Source organism: Microlunatus speluncae (genome assembly GCF_009299835.1).
Classification (GTDB): Bacteria; Actinomycetota; Actinomycetes; order Propionibacteriales; family Propionibacteriaceae; genus Microlunatus; species Microlunatus speluncae.
The window spans coordinates 450,302-469,619 of the sequence record NZ_VKCZ01000019.1 but is presented as its reverse complement, the minus strand read 5'-3'; the positions used below and the strand labels follow the sequence as shown (position 1 = coordinate 469,619).

The window sequence follows — 19,318 nt, the reverse complement described above, 5'->3', positions numbered from 1 at the left end:
TCAGCCGCGGGCCGGGCGGCCGGTGCCGCTGGTCACCACGCCCAGTCGGCGGGCGGCCACGATCAAGATCGTTCCGGTGATCACCAGCGTGCCGAGGTGGATCAGGATGAACGGTCCACCGGCACCGGCGCTGCGGTCGATGCCACTCTCGATCGAGCGGTCCAGGGCGGAGCCGAGAATGCCCATCAGGACGTTGTTGACGACATGCAGCGCGACGGCGGCCTCGATTCCGCCGGTACGCCAGGCGACGACTCCCATCACTGCGCCGAAGCCCAGGTAGTAGACGATCAGCCAGGGGTCGCCCGCGAGATGGGCGGATCCGAAGGCGATGGAGGAGACGACCAGCGCGATCATGGTGCCGACGCCGGCGCGGGCGACCAGGCCGCCGACGCTTCGGCCCAGCAGGCCGCGGAACGCGACCTCTTCGGCCGCGCCTTGCACTGGCATGATCAACACCGCGACGAGGACCCAGGGCAGCGGGTTGGCGGGCGGGCCGGATTCGGTGAGCAGGTTGCGAGGCTCGATCGCGAGCGAAGCGGCGCTGACGGCACCGATCACGACCATCGAGATCAGGGTCGCCTGCCCGGCCCAGCGCCAGCGGAATCGGCCCTCGACCGAGAACAGCGTGCCGAGGGGCTGGGTCCGGTAGAGCAGCCGGTAGAGCACCAGGCTGATCGGCAGCAGGGCGGCCAGGGAGAGCAACGCCGAGCCGAACAGCAGTGGTGTGAAGCCGACCTCACCCTCGAACAGTTGCACCAGCGAGATGCCACGGAGGGCGGCCTCGATGCCATAGGCGATCAAGGTCAGCACGACGGTCAGCACCAGGTAGGTCAGCACCCCGGCCGCGACGATCACCACCGGCTTCCACCAACGGGGACGGCCGTCACGGAGCGAATGGAAGTAGCTCCGGCTCACCGTCAGGGCGGGCGCGGAGGACTGAGTCAGAGTCGTCATGCCTCGAGTCTCGATCCCGATCGGCGCCCTCGACAGTCACCCTCATCACCAGTGCCGATGATCCCTTCACGAGCTTCCCCTGAGCCCGTCATCCGTTCCCTGAGCCCACCGTCGCCCCACCTGCTGCGGCTTCGCGACCGCTGCTGGGGCCGCGAAGCCCGATTAGGTGAGGCGAAGCGGGCCCGCGGGATCAGGGCGCGTCGTCGCTTCCCCGCCGCGGAAAGCTCCACGGGTGATCTTGGTGACTCCCGGACCGGTTCCGTACGACCTCGGCGTAGCATCGCTGATCATGAATCGGCTCGATGACACCGAGTTGGCCCGGCGGGAGTTGCGGCGGATCGCGGAGCGGGAGTTGCCCGGGGCGCGGCAGGTCGCGGATCACTCGTGGTCGAACGGTGAGTCGGTGGTGATCGAGTTCGCGGACGCGGGCGGCATCGGCTGGATCGGCAAGTGGAACCGGCACCGGGCGGTGCACGACCGCGAGGTGACGGCACTGCGTGACTGGGCGCCGCAACTCGGGCCCGGCCGAGCCCCAAGGCTGCGATTCGCCGACGACGACGCCATGATCATGATCACCGACCGGCTGCCCGGCACCGCGGGGACGGCCGACTGCCCCGACGCCTACCGGCAGGCGGGCGCACTGACGCGGGCGCTGCACGAGCTCGCCCCGGCCGGGGTGGAGAGTGATCATGCCGAGCGGTTGGCCGGCGAGGCCAGGGCCTGGCTGACCGAGCAGCCGGACGCCTTCGGATCCGAGGACGTCGACTTCATCAACGCGACGATCGGCGCGATCAGCGGGCTGCCGGCGCCGCGGATCGGGTCGATCCACAACGACAACCAGCCGCGCAACTGGATCATCGCCGACGACGGCACCCTGGGCATGATCGACTTCGGCCGGGCCCAGATCGACCTGTACGTCCGCGACTTCGAGCGGATGGTGTTTGCCGAGTGGCGGGATCGCCCGGACCTGTCCGCGGCCTTCTTCGACGGCTACGGCCGGACGCTGTCGGCCGACGAGCGGGCGTTGATCAACTGCCGTGGCGCATACCAGGCCCTCGGCACCGTGGTCTGGTCCCGCCGGCACGGAGATCCCGACTACGAGCGGCACGGCCGCGACCTGTTCGGCCAGGTCCGGCGAGAGCTGACCGGCCGCTGATCAGGCCCGATCCAGGCGCCGGCGGAGCAGGGATCGCTCGCCCGGTTGTAGGTGCGCCAGCCGGACGCGTAGCAACTGCAGGGTGACCCAGAGCTCGGCCGCGGCCTCGACCTCGCACGAGGTCCAGCGCAGCGCCTCGGCCAGTGGCTCGATCCCGATCAGCCAGCGGGCCGCCCACTGGTCGGCGGCCAACTCCTGCCGCCGCGCGGGGCGGCCCTCACAGGCCCGGTCGCCGCGCTCGCGGTGCGCCAGTTCGTGGGCCAAGGCTGAGCGCTTGACCACCTGCTTCGTCCTGGCGTCCATCAAGATCAGATCATGATCGGGATACCACCAGGCATCGGCGCCCTGGAGCAGGGTGTCGTCCTTCGACCACTCGATCCGCACACCCGGCATGCTCCGTAGCGCCCGCCACGGGTGTGCGTCCATCGGCCCCTACTCCTCGTCCGCTTCCTCGTTGCCGGGGCGCACCGACCGCCGATTCGCGACCCGCCGTTCGGAGTCCAGCAAACCATGCCGCTCTGACAGTGCCGTCCCGTCCGCCTCGGCGCGACGATCCCGGCCGCTCGCCCCGCGGGTGATGGCCTTGATCAGCTGATCCAGAGCCTGGCGCTGCTCGGAGGTCAGGGAGGCCGACTCCGAGGTAGGCACGTACGGACCGAGCTCGCCGGGCGGCCGCCCGGCCAGCCCCCGCAACTCCCGCGCATCCAGGTCGAACCCCGCCGCCAGCGCCGACAGAGTCTCCTGCCGCGGCCGCGGGCCGTGTTCGCCGTTCAGATAGCGCGCGACGACGGACCGGTCGATCCGGTGACCCGACGCGCCGGCCCGGGCGACGATGTCGTCGATGCTCCGCTCACCCTTGGCTGCCGCCAGTCGATCGGACAGCGCACTCACTCGCACCACCACGCGGCTGCGGACACCCGGCGGGCCGACTCTGGGCAGGTCATAGGCACAAGCTACAGCGCCGCCACGCGGATGCTGTCGCCATAACGGCACATGTGCAGAGGTCGACCCGATCCGGCCGAAATAGCGTGGTCGTAAATCGTTGACGACTCACAACTCCGTTGCTTAGATGGGAGAACTGCGACTCACAACAGATGGAGGCCATGGTGAGACTGCGCTCCCGTGAAGCCCTGCAGGACTACCTGACGTTCTACAAGATCAAGACCGGTTACGCCCTGGCCAAGAGGGCCGGGATCCTGCCGGGGACGGCGACCTTCCTCGTCCGGGGACACCGCGACACCTGCTCGAGCCGGACCGCTCGGGCCATCGAGACGGCCCTGGCCTGCCCACCCGGCTTCCTGTTCGAAGCCAGGGTCCCGGCCATCACCGGCGCGGCCCTGTCCGCCGCGGCGGAAGGTGCCGGCGAATGACCGAACCACCGGCGGAGCAGCGTCGGGTCCGGGTCTGGTTCGGGCCGCACCTGCTGCGCGACTACCGAGCCGAGGTGACGGCGGCCGAGGGCTACGCCCAGGCGATCGCCCGGCGGTTCGGTGGGCTCAAGGTCACCGTCGACGCCGAGGTCACCGACGACCTCGATCCCCTACCCTGCGAGCAACTCTGGACCGTCGTCACCCCCTGAAACCCCCGACTTGTCAGAACTAGGGCACGCTATAGCGTGCTCTGCTTCTGACAAGTCGGGGTTGGGTCAGGGGCGGGAGGCCTCGCGGGCGGGCCAGGGGGCGGCGGCGGGGCGGAGATCGTCGAAGCCGTCGCGGGTCCGGGCGGCCCAGGCGGCGAGGACGCCGGCGACCAGGGTCGGGTTGTGCAACCGGCCTTCCAGCACGGCCTGCACCACGTCATCCAGGGTGGCGCGGACGACGTCCATGTGCGCTTCCTCGGCATGCGGTACGAAGCCGTCCGGCAGCGGCGCGTCGGTCAGGTCGCGGGCCAGATAGACCCGGAGCGACTCGCTGCTGATCCCGGGCGAGGTGAACAGGTCGACCAGCACCCGCCAGTCCCGGGCCGCCAGCCCGACCTCTTCGGCCAGCTCGCGCTGAGCACCGACCAGATAGTCCTCGTCGCCGTTGTCCAGCAGGCCGGCCGGCGGCTCGATCAACCGGTGCCGCACCGGGTGCCGATACTGCCGGACCAGCACGATCCGGTCATGATCATCGAGCGCGATCACGCCGACGGCGCCCGGGTGCTGCAGGTATTCCCGGTTGATCAACTCCCCGTCCGGGGTGCGCACCTGATCGGAGCGATAGGCGGTCTTGCGCCCGGTGGCGAGCTCGTCGGTGGCGACGACGGACCAGGCCTGGGGGTCGTCGATCAGGGCGAGGTCGTCCAGCACCTCGATCCCGGCCGCGGCATCATGATCATCACCGATCACGCGCCGGACTCCATCGGCAGCCGGCTGGACAGCTTGCGTTCCAGCGCTGCCTCGATCAGTCCGGAGAACAGCGGGTGCGGATCGGTCGGCCGCGACTTCAGCTCCGGATGGGCCTGGGTGGCGACGAAGTACGGATGCAGCTCCGCGGACAGCTCGACGAACTCGACCAGCCGGCCGTCGGGCGACGTGCCGCTGATCACCAGGCCGGCCGCCTCCAGCTTGTCCCGATAGGCGTTGTTCACCTCGTAGCGGTGCCGGTGCCGCTCGGCCACCTCGGTGCTGCCGTACCGCTTCGCCACCAGCGATCCCGCGATCAGGTTCGCCGGGTACGAGCCGAGCCGCATCGAGCCGCCGAGATCACCGTCGCCGGAGACGATCGCCACCTGTTCGGCCATGGTGGCGATCACCGGGTGCTCGGTGCCCGGGTTGAACTCCGAGGAATCCGCACCCTCCAGCCCGGCAAGATCACGAGCGACCTCGATCACCATGCACTGCAGCCCCAGGCACAGCCCCAAGATCGGGATCTGGTTCTCCCGGGCATAGCGGATGGCACCGACTTTCCCTTCCACACCACGGATCCCGAAGCCGCCGGGGACACAGATCCCGTCCAGGTCGGCCAACACCTTGGCCGCCCCCTCGGCCTCGGCGCAGTCGTCGGACGGCACCCAGACCACCTTCACCGAAGCCCGGTTGGCGAACCCGCCGGCGCGCAGCGCCTCCACCACCGACAGGTACGCGTCGGGCAGGTCGATGTATTTGCCGACCAGCCCGATCGTCACCTCCTCGGTCGGGTTGTGCACCCGGTCCAGCAGGTCGTTCCAGCGGGTCCAGTCGACCTCGCGCTGCTCCAGCCCGAGCCGGCGCACCACGTACTCGTCCAAACCCTGCTCGTGCAGCATCGCCGGCAGATCATAGATGCTCGGCACGTCGAGATTGGAGATCACCGCCGAGTCGTCGACGTCGCACATCAGGGAGATCTTCCGCTTCACCGAATCCGGGATCTCCCGGTCGCAGCGGCAGACGATCGCGTCGGGCTGGATGCCGACCTGGCGCAGCGCCGCGACCGAGTGCTGGGTGGGCTTGGTCTTCAGCTCCCCGCTCGGGCCGATGTAGGGCAGCAGCGAAACGTGCAGGAAGAACACGTTGTCCCGGCCGACGTCGTGCCGGACCTGCCGGGCCGCCTCCAGGAACGGCAGCGACTCGATGTCACCGACCGTGCCGCCGACCTCGTGGATGACGAGGTCGACCCCGGGGCCGCCCATCGCCACCATCGATTCCTTGATCTCGTTGGTGATGTGCGGGATCACCTGGACGGTGTCGCCCAGATAGTCGCCGCGGCGTTCCTTGGCGATCACCGACGAATAGACCTTGCCGGTCGTGACGTTGGCCTCGCCGGACAGGTTGACGTCGAGGAAACGTTCGTAGTGCCCGATGTCCAGGTCGGTCTCGGCCCCGTCCTCGGTGACGAAGACCTCACCGTGCTGGAAGGGGTTCATGGTGCCCGGATCCACATTGAGGTAGGGGTCCAGCTTCTGCATCGTGACCCGCAGCCCTCGAGCAACCATCAGGTTGCCCAGCGATGAGGCGGTCAGTCCCTTACCCAATGAGGAGGCGACACCACCGGTGACGAACAGATGCTTCGTGATTGGCGCGCGATGTCCCACGGGCTTTCACACTATCTCGCCCGGACCGCTTTCGACGAACGACGCGACACATTCGTGGCGACCAGTCCGACCGGGACTGGCGATTTCACGGATACCGCGGCGGGTCGGTCGCTTCGTAGCGTCGAACCACGACGACAACCCCCCGAGGAGACACCATGAACCACGACGAGACCACCGCCTTCCTGGACGCCTGGTGCGCCGCCGAACAGGCCGGCGACGTCGCCGCCCTGGACCGCTACCTGGCCGACGACTTCCTGGCCATCGGGCCGCTCGGCTTCAGCCTGACCCGGCAGGACTGGCTGGATCGGCACGCGTCCGGCGTGCTGACGTACGACTCGTTCGGCCTGACCGAGACCGACACCCGGGGGTACGGCGACGTCACAGTCGTCGTCGCCCGGCAGGATGGCGACGGCGCCTACCGCGGCCATCCGGTGCCGTCGGCCACCCGGGTCACCCTGCTGCTGGTCCGCGGCGAGCACGGGCAGCGGCTGGCCGGGATCCAGCACAGCTTCATCGCCGGCACGCCGGGCACCCCGCCGATCCCGGGCGCCCCCGCCGGCCGGCCCGAGCAGGCCGGCCGGTGAACCGCCCGCTGGACGGCCGGGTGGCCCTGGTCATCGGCGCCAGCCGCGGCATCGGCGCCGCCACCGCCCGAGCGCTGGCCCGGGCCGGCGCCGCGGTCGCCCTGGCCGCCCGGACCGAGGACGCCCTGGCGAGTCTGGCGGAGGAACTCACGGCCGACGGCGGCCGGGCGCTGGCGGTGCCGACCGATGTCGGCGACCCGGCCTCGGTGCTCCGGCTGGTCGAGCAGACCGTGGGCGCGTTCGGCCGGCTCGACGTCGCGGTCAACAACGCGGCGGCCGGCGACCACCGGCCGATCCCGCTGGCCGACCTGCCGATCGAGGCCTTCGACGCGGCGCTCACGGTCAGCCTGCGCGGCGTCTTCCTCGCCATGAAGTACGAGATCCCGGCCATGATCGAAGCCGGCGGCGGATCGATCATCAACATGACCTCGACGGCGGCGCTGCAGCCGGTTGGCGGCCTGGCCGGCTACGTGTCGGCCAAGGCCGGACTGATCGGGCTGACCCGGACCGCGGCCCTCGACTACGCCGCCGCCGGTGTCCGGGTGAACGCCCTGGCGCCGGGCCCGATCCACACCGAGCAACTGGACCGTGCCGGCGAACAGGCCCGGCGGATGGTCGCGGCCCGGCTGCCGGTGCAGCGGCTCGGCGACCCCGGCGAGGTGGCCGACGCCGTCGTCTGGCTCGGCTCCGACCAGGCCCGCTTCATCACGGGCGTCACCCTGCCGATCGACGGCGGCCTGGTCGCCGGCATGACCCCCTACTCCCGTACCGCAGCGAAGGAATGATCATGGAAACGACGACCCCGGCCGCCCAGTGGCTGCAGCACACCCACCTGGCCAAGCTGTACGGCTATCTGCCCGGCCTGGCCGCGGCCCAGCCCGCGATCTTCGGGCTCGAACCGGACGAGTACGGCAAGATCATGAACGACTTCGCCGCCGCCGCGGACGGTGCGGCCGAGCAGTTGCTCGACGACGCGGCGTTCGCCGCCCAGGTCGACGCCCTCCCCTTCCGGCCGGGGCAGACCGTGCTCGCGGTCGGCGACAGCCAGACCGACGACAGCCAGTCCTGGGCGGAGATCCTGCGCGGGCTGCTGGACCGGCGCAAGCCCGACGTGAAGCTGATCAACGGCGGCCTGTCCGCGCACACCACCTCGATGATCTTGCGCCGCTGGCCGGCCACCCTCGCCGCCACCAAGCCGGACTGGATCCTCTGCCTGCTCGGCGGCAACGACGTCACCCGGGTCGGGCCGGATCCGGTCAAGACCCAGGTCGGGCTGGACGAGTCGCTGGCCAACCTGCGCGAACTGCGCCGGATCGCCGCCGCCCGGACCTCGGCCGGCTGGGTGTGGCTGACGCCCGTGCCGGTCGACGAAGATCGGGTGGCCGCCTATCCGCCCTTCCGGTTCGGCGAATCGACCTGGCGCAACGACGACCTGGTCGCCTTCGCCCGGGCGATGCGCGACCTGCCCGACCCGCTGGTCGACCTGACCGAGGTGTTCGGCGTGCCGGCCGACCCCGCACTGCAGGGGCCGGACGGGGTGCACGTCAATCTGGCCGGTCAGTCCATGATCACCCGGGTCCTGGTCGAGCGGCTGGCGACGCCCTGAGCCCGTTCGATCGCTCGGCGGTGATCCACCGATGATCTTGGACGCCGGCGGGTGTCTGTTCCCTGAGCTCGTCGAAGGGCAGACCACCTGGGAGCCCACTAGTCGCATCTCGACCCGGCGGCCGGTAGCCGCGCCGAAGAGCGGGCGGGTTCTTCCGGCCCGCCAGCGTCCGCGGCCGGATGCAGGCCGGACCGCGGTGACCGCAATCCAGCGACAGTTCGCAGATCGGTCCTGTTCCGGCCGGTTCTCCGAAACGGTTGCTGGATTCCGGTCACGGGCAGCCGGCCACGGACGACTCAGACCGCCCGACGCACCGTCCTCGACGCGTCCTTCCGGCGACTGGTCCGAGCCGCAACCACGTCGGATCCGATCGGCGCCCCTTGCCCTGAATCTTCGAACGGTGCGCCGGCCGGTGCCTCGACGCCGCGTTCTCTACCTGTGCCGACTTCTCACGACCTCACGGCCGCCGACCGCAGCATTTCTCTACTTGTGCCGACTTCCGCACCTCACCCCCGGGTCGAACGGCCGGCAACCGCGATGACTCACCCGCCCTTCTGCGCCTCCGGTCGTCAGGCCGATCCGGGAGCGGGCGCCGACCGGCCCGCCTGACAGGCTCAGGGGAAGGAAGGCCCCGCCCGACGGACGCCCTTCCGCTGGCCCGAGCAAGATCATCGGTGGACTCAGGGAACCGACGGCACTCCCCTGCCTTCCCAGCCCGAAGAGGGCGCACCGTCACAGCTCCTCGACGATTCCGGGCCGGGCCGGTCGAAGGCCACAGTGATCATTAGGCTGGCCCCGTGCTCTATGGCCGAAGTCGGGAGTGTGCCGCGATCGACGGGCTGCTCGACCGGGCCAGGGCCGGGCACGGTGGAGCGCTGGTGCTGCACGGCGAGCCCGGCATCGGCAAGACCGCGCTGCTGACGTACGCGATCGACCGCGCGGCCGGGCGGCGGACGCTGCGGGTGGCCGGCAGCGCCCCGGAGGCCGACCTCGGTTACGCCGCTCTGGACCGGCTGCTGCGACCAGTGCTGGACCTGATCCCGCTGCTGCCGTCGCCCCAGGCCGACGCGCTGCGGATCGTGCTCGGTCGGCAGGACGGCCCGGCCCCGGACCGGTTCCTGGTCGGGCTCGGGGTGCTCAGCCTGTTGTCCGAGGCGGCGACCGACTACACCGGTCACGGACCGGTGCTCGGTGTGGTGGACGACGCCCACTGGCTCGACGACGCGACCTTGGCCGCCCTGGGTTTCGTGGCCCGCCGGATCGAGTCCGAACCGATCGCCCTGCTGTTCGCCGGCCGCGGTGACACGCGGGCCGGCGGATTGTCCGGGCTGCCGGAACTCCCGCTGGCCGGACTGGACCGGGCCGCGGCCGGGCTGCTGCTGGATCGCCGGGCGACCGCGCAGTGGAGCGGCGCCGCACGCGAGGCGGCGATCCGAGCCACCGGCGGCAACCCGCTCGCCCTGATCGAGTTGCCGTTCGCGGGTGCGCCGATCGGCGCTCCGCCGGACCCGGGCGCCACCCTGGCACCCGGTAGACCCGACGCCGTGTCGGCGATCTCCGACTCCCCGGCGACCGAGCGAGCCGGATCCAGCGCCGATGGGACCGACGGACTCGGGCCCGAGGACCCGAGCCACGCCGACATTCTGAGCGTCGGGTCGGAGCACCCGGGACCCGCGGCCGGCGAGCCGGTCCCGTTGAGCGAGGAGTTGCGTCGCGCCTTCCTCGACCGGCTGATCCGCCACGACGAAGTGGAGCGGACTCTGCTGCTCGTCGTCGCCGCGGCCGGGTCGCCGCCGGTCGCGATTGTGACCGCGGCGGCCGAGCAGCTCGGGATCACCGAACCGCTTGGGCGGCTCGATCGGCTGGACGACCTGATCCGATCCGACGTCGGCGAGCGCTCGTTCCGGCATCCGCTGATCCGGGCCGCCTGCTACGGCGACGCCGACCCGGTTCAACTGCGCTCCGTCCATGCGGCCCTGGCCGAGGCCTGGTCCGACTCGCCCGATCGCCGGGCCTGGCATCTCGGCCGGGCCGTCGACGGGGTCAGCGAGACGATCGCGGCGGAGCTCGAAAGAGCAGGCCGCGCCGCGCTGCACCGATCCGGACCGGGAACCGCCCTGGCCCTGTTGTCCCGGGCCGCCGAGCTCAGCGAGGACGGCGCGGCCCGGGATCGGCGCCGATTGGCCGCGGCCGACGCGGCCGTCCAGGCCGGTGATCATGACCGATCGGCCGCGTTGCTGGCCCGGCTGGCACAGCGACAGCCGGGCCCGTCGGTCGCTCGGCTCGAGCCGAGCGGTATGGCCGGGCCGACCGCTACCGCCAGGCCGACCGTCCCAAGCGATACTGCCGAGCCAACCGATACTGCCGAGCCAACCGATACTGCCGGACCGACCGATACTGCCGGACCGACCGATACTGCCGGACCGACCGATACTGCCGGACCGACCGATACTGCCGGACCGACCGATACTGCCGAGCCAACCGACGCTGCCGGACCGACCGGCGGGGGTGGGTCGCAAGGGAATGGCACCGCCGGTCGGACCGACCCGACCGGCAAGGCCCCGCCGACGGCGGACGCAGCCAACACCGCCCGACATCCCGACCCGACCCGGCATCCCGACTCAACCGGCTCGGCCGGGCAGACCAGTGGCGGTTCGCAGCTCGACCGGACCGGCGGGCCGGATCCGGTCGAGCTGGCCCGGCTCCGCGGTGTGCTCGAACTCCGCCGCGGTCAACCGGCCGACGCGCTCGACCTGCTCGATCCGGCGCTCGGCGAGGCCCTCACCGCCGCCGCCTTGGCGCGCGACCCGGACGGGGTCGCGTCGCTGGTGATGAGCTACGGCGAGGCGGCGTTCCAGGCCAATCGGGCGGAGCCGTACGCCCGGCTGGCCGCCGAACTGGAGCAGTTGCCGCTTGACGATCTTGCCGGGTCGGCCGGCGTCCTGCTGCGGATGCTCCGGGGCAGCTGCCGGGCCCGGACCGGCGCCGACCCGGGCCTGCGGCCCGACGACCTGGCGGCGGCGTCGGCGCTGGCCGACCCGTATGCCCTGTGCTGGGCCGGCGGTCTGCTCTGGGGACTCGGCGACCCGAGCGGCGGCCGGCGGCTGCGGCAGGCGGCGATGCGGCGGGCTCGGACCCTCGGCGCGGCCGGCGCGCTCGCCTGGGTGCTCGACTACGTGGTCGGTGACGAGATCACCGACAGCCGGTACGACCTCGCCGAGGCCTACGCCGAGGAGGGCCGACGGTTCGCCGAGGAGACCGGACAGCCCACGACCGCGGGTCGGCACCTGGCCTGGCTGGCCCTGCTCGCCTCGCTCCGCGGCCGGGCCGAGGCGGCCGAGCTGGCCGAGTCGGCCCTGGCCGTCGCCGAACGGCACCGGATCGCCGGTGCCGCCGCGGTCGCCCGCCGCGCCCTCGCCCTGCAGCACCTGGCGGCGGGCCGGCCGACCGAGGCGCTGCGGCACCTGGCCGCGCTGGACCGCGGCGAGGACGGCCATCCCGGCATTCGGCTCTACAACGTGGCCGATCTGGTCGAGTCGGCGGTCCGCGCCGACCAGCCGGACCGAGCCCGCGCCGCCTATCGGCGTTATGCCGACTGGATCCGCTCCGGGGTCGGGCCGCAACTCCGCGGGCTGGACGCGCGCTGCCGGGCGCTGCTGGCCAGCGGCGAACCGGCCGACGCGGCGTACCGGGAGGCGGTGGAGCTGCAGGTCGTCGCCGGCCAGCCGTTCGAAGAGGCCCGGAGCCGGCTGCTGCACGGCGAGCAACTGCGTCGCGACCGACGGCTGCTGGACGCCCGCGCGGAGTTGCGGGCCGCGGTGGAGATCTTTCGTCGACTCGGCACCCACGGCTGGGCCGAGCGCGCCGCGACCGAGCTCCGTGCGGCCGGTGGCGCCACGTCGGACCGCCCGGCCCGGCAGGCTGTCGTACCGGCTGACCCTGAGGTCGACGGTACGACCTCGGCGCTGGACGGTCTGTCACCCCAGGAACTACGGATCGCCCTCGGCGTGGGCGAAGGCCTGACCAACCGCGAGATCGCGGCCAATCTGTTCCTCAGCCCGCGGACCGTCGACTACCACCTGCGCAAGGTCTTCCAGAAGCTCAAGATCAGCTCGCGCGCCGAGTTGATCAAGCTCGGCCGCCCCTCCGGCTGAGCGGGTCCAATTACGGACGGCACCTATTGCCGCTCTTGCGTAGCTGTAATAGCTTCGTTGAGTCGGGTTTGCCTCGGCCGGAGCCACCGCGGCGATGACGCCGCCGGGTGGTCCGCGACGTCTTCGGAGGGTCCAGATGGACGACAGCACCACGCGGCGCACCCTGCTCCAGGCCGGCGGAGTCGGGCTGGCCGCCTTCGCGATCGGCTCGATCCCGGGGGTCGCCGCGGCCGAGCCCGGATCCGGGTCGAGCATGATCACCGATCTGGGCGAACCGGTGCACAAGACCCAGACCCAGAGCTCGGCCATCGCCGCCGGGCCCGACGGGCGGCCGCTGGCGTACCTGTGCGGTGAGGGCAATCCGTCCACGCCGGGCGAGTTCGCCGTGGTCGACCTGCGCGCCCGGGTGACGATCCTCGACGTCCGGATCGCGGCGGGCGCGTCGATCGGCCGCAACCTGAGCATCTCCCCCACCACGGGCGACGTCTATTTCGGCACCTCGGACGGAGCCGAGCTGTATCGCTACGTGCCCGGAGCCGACGACGTCGAACACCTCGGCGCGATCAGCACCGAGGAGCGGATCTGGGCGCTGCGCGCCGACGACGACGGCACCCTGTGGATCGGCACCTATCCCGGCGGGCTGCTGCTCTCCTACGATCCGGCCACCGGCAAGACCACCGACCACGGCCAGGCGTTGCCGGGCGAGCAGTACATCTCTGCGATCCAACCGGTCGGCGACCTGATCTATTGCGGCACCCAGCCCAACGGAAGGCTGGCGACCTTCGACCCGGGCACCGCGACGTTCACCGAGGTGGAACTGCCGGAGGGTCCGGTGGCGGCCGACATCCTCGACCTGAACCTGCGCGGCACGCTGCTGTTCGTGATCACCGGCGGCCGGGCCTACGTCCGCGACACCGAAGCCGGGACGTGGGTCGACACCATCCCCGACGTGAGCGGCTACGGCGTCTCGCCGTTCGACCCGCACGCCGCGACCGTGGTCTACGTCCGCTCCGGCAACGTGATCAAGACCTACGACACCGAGACCCGCGCGCTGACCGCCGTCGGCTGGGCGCCCAACGCGACGCCGGAGACCTGGGCCTGGATCGATCTCGCCGACCCGGCGGCACCCGGACTGTCGATCGCCTTCACGTACTGGAACAACGGCCGGATCTACGCCTTCAACCCGGAGTCGCGGACCAGTTATTACCTGCAGCCGGAGCTGTTGGGTGCCGGCACCCAACTGGTGTCGATCAACTCGGGCCCCGACGGCAACATCTACTGCGGTGCCTATCTCAGCCCGCCCGGGATGGGCCGCTGGGATCCGGACCGGGAGGCGTTCGAACTGCTCGCCGGGACCAGCCAGCTCGAGGGCATCGGCACGTTCAATGATGATCTTGTCCTCGGCCGCTATCCGCAGGGCCGGCTCTATCGCTACGATCTCGACCGCCCGTGGTCGATGGGCACCAATCCGGGGCGGCTGTCGATCTTGAACCGTACGCGCAGAATCGCCCGCAGTGCCTGATCCAGCTGACCGATGATCGGGTCGCCGTGGCCAGCGTCCCGATCACCGGCAAGCACGGCGGCGCGATCACCCTGTGGAATCCGATGACGAATGAGATCGACGTGTTCGCCGGCGTGATCAAGGACCAGACCCCGGTCTCGCTCGTCGGGCACGACGGCCTGATCTTCGGCGGGACCTCGATCAACGGCGGCTACGGCATCGATCCGGTCACCCCGGAAGGCAAGCTCTTCGCCTGGGATCCGCAGTCACACCAGGTGATCTTCGAGACCGTTCCCGTGCCCGGAGCCACCACGGTCGCCGGATTGATCATGGATGAGCAGGGCCACCTCTGGGGTCTGGCGGACAGCGTGATCTTCGAGTTCGACCCGGCCCGCCGCGTCGTCCGCCACCGGACGCGGCTGTTCGCCGACGCCGACGGCAGCCGCTACGGCAATGATCATGTCCTACTGCTGCGCGACGGGGAACTCTTCGGTGTCACCGCCGGCCGCCTCTTCCGCTTCGACCGCCGCACCCGGCGCCCCCACGTGATCTACCCCGGCGCTCACGGCGAGTCCCCCTCCGCCCGCCATCTCGCCATGGACCGCAACGGCGACCTCTACTTCATCGCACGCTCCACCCGCCTGATGCGCTACCGCCCGGCTTGATCCCGCCGCGTGAGTGGACCGGTTGGCCAGGGGTCAGAGCCGATCGGGTGGCCAACCGGTCCACTCAATGATCAACCTTCGAAGAGATCCCTCCACTCGGCAGTGAAGGTAGGCGGCGGGCCGTCGTAGCCGCGATCGCGGAGCCGCGCCAGGACGGCGCACAACAGGGCGCGGGGTTGAGACATTCGCGCAGCGGTCACCCGGACCACCACATAGCCGGCCGCGATGAGCGCCTCGTAACGCTCGATATCGACGCTCCACTGCCAGCCGTCGGTCCGATGATGATCACCCTCGTACTCCACGACCACGCGGTACGCCTCGTAGTAGAGATCCACCTCCGCGATCCGTCGACCGGCATCACCCACGGCAACGTTGCAGCGCGGTTCGGGCAGTCCGGCCAGCACCAGCAGCAACCGGAGCTCGGTCTCCTTCGGCGAAGCCACATTGCGGCGGGCCAACCCGGCCGCCCGGCGCGCGATCCGAGCGCCGCGGCCGGACGCCGATGCCGCGCTCTCGGCCAACTCGGCAGGTGTGATCCGGCTTGACCAGAGCAACCAATCGGCGGCGACCACCGCGTCGACCAGGGCCAGCTCGCCGCACGCCGAGACCCACGCCTCCGCCGGCACCGCGACGCGATTCCTCGCGCGCGGCAGCCGACCGACCCGGGACAGCCGAATCCCGGCAGTCCGCCGCCGCAACGACGTCGCGGTCGCCAACCGGACCGGCTTTGCCGACCCCACCTCGACCCCATGCAGCCACAACGCCGTCACCCCGACGACGACCGCGTCGGCCGGAGCCATGACGACCGCGGCCGCGCAGAGGTGAGTTAACTCCGGCTCCTGGTCCGCCCGCAGATAGACGCCTCGCAACAACCTCTGCAGCCGCCGGCCGCGAGTCCGCCGACCGGCCGCCCGTTCCCGCGACGCCAGCACCAACCGCGCCCGCCCGTGATCATCCATCGGGTGATCCTGACGCGGTCCGGGCCGACCCACACGGCATGCGGCCACATCTGTGGACAACTCTGCCCGTTCCCTCGCCTCGTTTCCCACAGATCCGACCGATACGGCGAATCGAGTGGACTCCTTGGCCACCGAATCGACCGATTCTGGTGGCCAACCGGTCCACTCGCCGCTCGACCAGCAACCTCGAGCCCACGTCGGCCTGCGGCAGACGCCCCGTCAGTCGGTCGATCAGCGCACCCGCCCGGCCGTAGAAATCGTGCCCGTCCACGTTGAGCCTCCTCAGCCAGCGGACCGCAGCGTCACTTGGCGGCGGCGCGCTTCTTCCGGGAGCGCGGGGCTTTCGCCGCCTTGGCCTGGTGCGCGGTCTCGATCAGTTCCCGGGCGTGGGCGAGGGCCGAGTCGGTGGTGTCGAGGCCGGCCATCATCCGGGCCAGTTCGGCGGCGCGTTGATCATCGGCGACCGGTTGGATGCCGCTGGTGGTGACCTGGCCGTCGTCGGCCTTGATCACGACGTAATGCCGGTCGGCGAAGGCGGCGACCTGGGCCAGGTGGGTGACGACGACGACCTGGGCGTGCCGGGCCAATCCGGCCAGCCGGCGGCCGATCTCGACGGCGACCTTGCCGCCGACACCGGCGTCGACCTCGTCGAAGACGAAGGTGCCGCGGTTGCCGGACTCGGCGGCCAGGATCACCTCGATCGCCAGCCGGACCCGGGACAACTCGCCGCCGGAGGCGACCTTGCCCAGGCCGCGCGGCTCACTGCCCGGGTTGGCGCTGAACAACAGCTCGACCGCGTCGGCGCCGTGCGGGCCGAGATCGGTTTCGGTGACGGCGAAGGTGAGCCGGGCGTGCGGCATCGCGAGCGCCGCCAGCTCGGACTCGACCAGGGTGCCGAACTGTTCCGCCGCCGTCCGCCGGGCCGCGCCGATGGTGCCGGCCAGTTCGGTCAGCTCGCCGTCCAGCACGGCCAGCCGGGCTGTCAGTTCGTCGATCCGTTCGTCGCCGGACTCGAGCCCGGTCAGCCGGTTGGCTGCCTCGGCCGCCCAGGCGAGCACCTGATCGCAGTCATTGCCGTACTTGCGGGTCAGCGTCGCCAGATCGGCCCGGCGTTCGGCGATCTGCTCCAACCGCGCCGGATCGGCTTCCAGCCCGCCCAGGTAGTCCGCCGCCTCGGAGGTCAGCTCGGTCAGGGCGTAGCCGAGATCATGGATCCGGACCCGGAGCTTCTCCGCGCCCGGATCGGTGGCCGCGAGGATGTCGATCTCCTTGCGGGCCTCGGCGACGGCACTCATCGCCCCGCCCGCTTCGTCCTCGGCTCCGGCCAGCGCGAGCATCGCCTGAGCGGCGGCCTGCCGCAGATCGTCGCTGCGCTGCAACCGGGTCGCCTCGGCGGCGAGCTCGGCGTCCTCGCTCGGCTGCGGATCGACCTTCTCGATCTCGGTCAGACCGAACCGCAGCAGGTCGATCTCGCGGGCCCGGCTCTGCGCCTGTTCGGTCAACTCGGCCAGTTCGGACCGGGCCCGCTGGCGCTCGGCGTACCGTTCCCGGTAGTCGATCAACGCCGGGCCGACGGCGTCGCCGGCGTAGGCGTCGAGCAGTTCCCGCTGCCGGTCCGGACTGGTCAGCCGCAGCTGCTCGGACTGGCCGTGGATGGTGATCAACTCCTCGACCACCGCGCTGCCGGCACCGACCGGCACCTGCGCGCCGCCGACCCAGGTCCGGGAGCGCCCGGCCGCGGTCACCTGCCGCGCGACCAACAACTCGTCGCCGTCCAACTCGCCGCCCAGCTCGTCGACCCGGGCCTTGGTCCCGCGCTCCGGACCGGCGAAGACGCCCTCGACCCGGGCCTGGTCGGCTCCCAGCCGCACCGCCTTGGGATCGGACCTGGCGCCGAGCAACAGCCCCATCCCGGTGACGATCATGGTCTTGCCGGCACCGGTCTCGCCGGTGACCACGGTCAGCCCGGGATCGAGCTCGATGGTGGCCGAGTTGATCACTCCGAGATTGGTGATCCGCAGCTCACTGATCATGGTGATGACCTCCGTTCGGCCGCCGTACCTCTCCAGCCCTCGACCCGCAATCCGAACTTGTTCACCAGCCGGTCCGTGAACGGCGACTGTGACAGCCGGGCCAGCCGGAGCCGGTGCCGGCCCTGGCTGATCTCGATCCGGGTCGCCGACCGTACGTCGGTGGTGCGATGCCCGTCGCACCAGACAACCGCGTGCGTCTGGGATCCGTCCAGCACCTGCACCACGACCCGAGACGACGGACCGAGCACCAGCGGCCGGGCGAACAACGCATGCGCACTGAGCGGCACCAGCAGCAGAGCCTCGACCTCCGGCCAGATCACCGGGCCGCCGGCCGAGAAGGCGTAGGCGGTCGACCCGGTCGGGGTCGACACGACCAGACCGTCGCAGGCCCAGCGCGACAGCGGCCGGCCGTCGATCTCGACCATGATCTCCAGCATCCGCTCCCGGGCCGCCTTCTCGACCGTCACCTCGTTGATCGCGAATGAGCTCCAGGCCTCGCCGGCGGTGTGCACCTGGACGTCGATCGTCGATCGCTCCTCCACGGTGTACGACCGGTTGACGATGTGATCGACGATGTTGTCGATCTCCGACGATTCAGCCTCGGCCAGAAACCCGACATGCCCCAGATTCACGCCGAGCAACGGGATATCGGCGTCGACCACCCATTCACCGCCACGCAGGATGGTGCCGTCGCCGCCGAGCACGATCAGCAACTCGCAATCCCGGATCGAGTCGGCGGTCCCGGTCGACACCACCTCGATGTCGGTGGGCAGTCGCCCGGACCGGACCGCGGCGTCATCGTCGGGCAGCACCGCGACCACCCCGGACCGGCTCAGCCCGGTCACCAGCCGAGTGGCGGCCGTGATCGCTTCGTCCCGCTGCGGATGGGTCAGTACGGCAACACGACGGCGCCCCTGCTCGGCCTGGCTCACGAGACATCAGCATAGGTGGGCGCCCCCACAACTCCCCGCTTACGCCGACTTGTCAGAACTGAGTTGTGTCATAGCACAACTCAGTTCTGACAAGTCGGCGTCAGGGGGTGCCGAGGGCCGGGTCGTCCGGCAGGTCGGCCGGCTGGTGCAGCGCGGTGTGCAATGACTCGTGCACCCGGGACAACCGGTCGTGATGATCCGCCACCGGCTGCTCGGCGATGCCGTCCAGTTCGGTCAGCGCGTCGTCGATCTGATCGACGCCGGTGCGCGGTCGGTCGTCCGGTCCATCGGGTTGGGTCACTCGTTCGCCTTCTCTGCTGTCCTGGCCGGGGTCTTCCGGGCCGCTGTCTTCGCCGGCGCCTTCGTGGCCGGCTTCTTCGCCGCGGGCTTCTTGGCGGCCGCCTTCTTGGCGACGGTCGGCTTCGCGGCGGCCTTGCGGACCGCCTTCTTCGCCGTCGTCTGCCGGGCCGGCGCGGCGGCCTTGGTGGCCCCGTTCGAGGTGGCGTCGTCCGTACGACCACGCAACTCCGCCAGCTCCGCCCGGGTGTCGGCCAGACCGGTCCTGGCGTCGGCCAACTCGGTCTTGAGCTCGGTCAGCTCAGACCGGATCTCCGCCAGCTCGTCCGCGCGGACCAGGCCAAGCCGGCCCGAGGTCTTCTCCACCTCGGCGGTGATCGAGTGCTGCAGCGATCGCGCCGCGGCCCTCGCCCTGGCCTTCGTGGTGCGGCCTATTCCGCCGACCGTGTTCAGATAATTGTGTACTGCCTCGACGACCACGGTT

General features: G+C 70.9%; 19 protein-coding genes. 9 read left to right on the top strand and 10 right to left on the bottom strand.

Annotated elements, in window-relative coordinates; genetic code table 11:
* Positions 1 to 954, bottom strand: coding sequence for a CPBP family intramembrane glutamic endopeptidase (locus FNH24_RS24430; protein WP_152364834.1), 954 nt, complete (start codon positions 952 to 954; stop codon positions 1 to 3).
* Positions 955 to 1,243: 289 nt separating this feature from the next.
* Between FNH24_RS24430 and FNH24_RS24425 the strand changes: the two genes are divergently transcribed.
* Complete coding sequence (locus FNH24_RS24425) at positions 1,244 to 2,110, top strand: phosphotransferase (protein WP_152364833.1); 867 nt, start codon at positions 1,244 to 1,246, stop codon at positions 2,108 to 2,110.
* Here FNH24_RS24425 and FNH24_RS24420 read toward each other — a convergent pair whose 3' ends face one another.
* Positions 2,111 to 2,536, bottom strand: coding sequence for an ImmA/IrrE family metallo-endopeptidase (locus FNH24_RS24420; RefSeq protein WP_152364832.1), 426 nt, complete (start codon positions 2,534 to 2,536; stop codon positions 2,111 to 2,113).
* Positions 2,537 to 2,542: 6 nt separating this feature from the next.
* The gene (locus FNH24_RS24415; RefSeq protein WP_152364831.1) at positions 2,543 to 3,001 is read right to left on the bottom strand and encodes a hypothetical protein; all 459 of its coding nucleotides are present in this window, start codon (positions 2,999 to 3,001) and stop codon (positions 2,543 to 2,545) included.
* Between the two features lie 212 nt (positions 3,002 to 3,213).
* Here FNH24_RS24415 and FNH24_RS24410 point away from each other — a divergent pair, with 212 nt between their 5' ends.
* On the top strand, positions 3,214 to 3,480 hold the full coding sequence (locus tag FNH24_RS24410) for a hypothetical protein (protein ID WP_152364830.1): 267 nt from the start codon (positions 3,214 to 3,216) through the stop codon (positions 3,478 to 3,480).
* Entirely contained in the window at positions 3,477 to 3,689 is a 213-nt protein-coding gene (locus tag FNH24_RS24405; protein WP_152364829.1) for a hypothetical protein, read from the top strand. Before FNH24_RS24410 ends, FNH24_RS24405 begins: the two co-directional genes overlap by 4 nt.
* A gap of 66 nt (positions 3,690 to 3,755) precedes the next feature.
* Here the strand turns inward: FNH24_RS24405 and FNH24_RS24400 are convergent, their stop codons facing one another.
* Entirely contained in the window at positions 3,756 to 4,436 is a 681-nt protein-coding gene (locus tag FNH24_RS24400; RefSeq protein ID WP_425486909.1) for an NUDIX domain-containing protein, read from the bottom strand.
* Positions 4,436 to 6,103: a CTP synthase gene (gene pyrG, locus FNH24_RS24395; RefSeq protein WP_281351075.1), complete on the bottom strand. Its 1,668-nt coding sequence runs from the start codon at positions 6,101 to 6,103 to the stop codon at positions 4,436 to 4,438. The genes FNH24_RS24400 and pyrG overlap by 1 nt, the downstream gene beginning before the upstream one ends.
* A gap of 155 nt (positions 6,104 to 6,258) precedes the next feature.
* On the opposite strand from pyrG, the gene FNH24_RS24390 reads away from it, so the two are divergent.
* The 6 genes from FNH24_RS24390 (at position 6,259) to FNH24_RS24365 (ending at position 14,613) form a co-directional block, all read left to right on the top strand.
* A complete protein-coding gene (locus FNH24_RS24390) occupies positions 6,259 to 6,687 on the top strand; it encodes a nuclear transport factor 2 family protein (RefSeq protein ID WP_152364828.1) in 429 nt (142 codons plus the stop codon).
* Positions 6,684 to 7,472, top strand: a complete 789-nt coding sequence (locus FNH24_RS24385) for an SDR family NAD(P)-dependent oxidoreductase (RefSeq protein ID WP_152364827.1) — start codon at positions 6,684 to 6,686, stop codon at positions 7,470 to 7,472. The genes FNH24_RS24390 and FNH24_RS24385 overlap by 4 nt, the downstream gene beginning before the upstream one ends.
* Before the next feature lie 2 nt (positions 7,473 to 7,474).
* Positions 7,475 to 8,293, top strand: coding sequence for an SGNH/GDSL hydrolase family protein (locus tag FNH24_RS24380; protein WP_161606294.1), 819 nt, complete (start codon positions 7,475 to 7,477; stop codon positions 8,291 to 8,293).
* 797 nt (positions 8,294 to 9,090) lie between these two features.
* Complete coding sequence (locus tag FNH24_RS24375; RefSeq protein WP_152364825.1) at positions 9,091 to 12,447, top strand: helix-turn-helix transcriptional regulator; 3,357 nt, start codon at positions 9,091 to 9,093, stop codon at positions 12,445 to 12,447.
* Between the two features lie 136 nt (positions 12,448 to 12,583).
* Positions 12,584 to 13,969, top strand: coding sequence for a two-component regulator propeller domain-containing protein (locus tag FNH24_RS24370; protein WP_161606293.1), 1,386 nt, complete (start codon positions 12,584 to 12,586; stop codon positions 13,967 to 13,969).
* Positions 13,897 to 14,613, top strand: coding sequence for an NHL repeat-containing protein (locus FNH24_RS24365; protein WP_152364823.1), 717 nt, complete (start codon positions 13,897 to 13,899; stop codon positions 14,611 to 14,613). The genes FNH24_RS24370 and FNH24_RS24365 overlap by 73 nt, the downstream gene beginning before the upstream one ends.
* Positions 14,614 to 14,684: 71 nt before the next feature.
* Here the strand turns inward: FNH24_RS24365 and FNH24_RS24360 are convergent, their stop codons facing one another.
* The 5 genes from FNH24_RS24360 to FNH24_RS31825 form a co-directional block, all read right to left on the bottom strand.
* Positions 14,685 to 15,572, bottom strand: a complete 888-nt coding sequence (locus tag FNH24_RS24360; protein ID WP_152364822.1) for a hypothetical protein — start codon at positions 15,570 to 15,572, stop codon at positions 14,685 to 14,687.
* A gap of 302 nt (positions 15,573 to 15,874) precedes the next feature.
* On the bottom strand, positions 15,875 to 17,605 hold the full coding sequence (gene recN / locus FNH24_RS24355; protein ID WP_152364821.1) for a DNA repair protein RecN: 1,731 nt from the start codon (positions 17,603 to 17,605) through the stop codon (positions 15,875 to 15,877).
* Positions 17,602 to 18,537, bottom strand: coding sequence for an NAD kinase (locus FNH24_RS24350; protein WP_152364820.1), 936 nt, complete (start codon positions 18,535 to 18,537; stop codon positions 17,602 to 17,604). Before FNH24_RS24350 ends, recN begins: the two co-directional genes overlap by 4 nt.
* 100 nt (positions 18,538 to 18,637) lie before the next feature.
* Entirely contained in the window at positions 18,638 to 18,838 is a 201-nt protein-coding gene (locus FNH24_RS24345; RefSeq protein WP_152364819.1) for a hypothetical protein, read from the bottom strand.
* Positions 18,835 to 19,314 carry a hypothetical protein gene (locus FNH24_RS31825; RefSeq protein ID WP_175047913.1) on the bottom strand — a complete coding sequence of 160 codons (480 nt, stop codon included), beginning with the start codon at positions 19,312 to 19,314 and terminating at the stop codon, positions 18,835 to 18,837. Before FNH24_RS31825 ends, FNH24_RS24345 begins: the two co-directional genes overlap by 4 nt.
* Positions 19,315 to 19,318 lie beyond the last annotated feature (4 nt).

Coding starts and splice junctions, on each gene's coding strand:
- FNH24_RS24425 (WP_152364833.1), top strand. CDS start 1,244: ATGAATCGGCTCGATGACACCGAGTTGGCCCGGCGGGAGTTGCGGCGG.
- FNH24_RS24380 (WP_161606294.1), top strand. CDS start 7,475: ATGGAAACGACGACCCCGGCCGCCCAGTGGCTGCAGCACACCCACCTG.
- FNH24_RS24420 (WP_152364832.1), bottom strand. CDS start 2,536: ATGGACGCACACCCGTGGCGGGCGCTACGGAGCATGCCGGGTGTGCGG.
- recN (WP_152364821.1), bottom strand. CDS start 17,605: ATGATCAGTGAGCTGCGGATCACCAATCTCGGAGTGATCAACTCGGCC.
- FNH24_RS24360 (WP_152364822.1), bottom strand. CDS start 15,572: ATGGATGATCACGGGCGGGCGCGGTTGGTGCTGGCGTCGCGGGAACGG.
- FNH24_RS24405 (WP_152364829.1), top strand. CDS start 3,477: ATGACCGAACCACCGGCGGAGCAGCGTCGGGTCCGGGTCTGGTTCGGG.
- FNH24_RS24430 (WP_152364834.1), bottom strand. CDS start 954: ATGACGACTCTGACTCAGTCCTCCGCGCCCGCCCTGACGGTGAGCCGG.
- FNH24_RS24390 (WP_152364828.1), top strand. CDS start 6,259: ATGAACCACGACGAGACCACCGCCTTCCTGGACGCCTGGTGCGCCGCC.
- FNH24_RS24410 (WP_152364830.1), top strand. CDS start 3,214: ATGGTGAGACTGCGCTCCCGTGAAGCCCTGCAGGACTACCTGACGTTC.
- FNH24_RS24370 (WP_161606293.1), top strand. CDS start 12,584: ATGGACGACAGCACCACGCGGCGCACCCTGCTCCAGGCCGGCGGAGTC.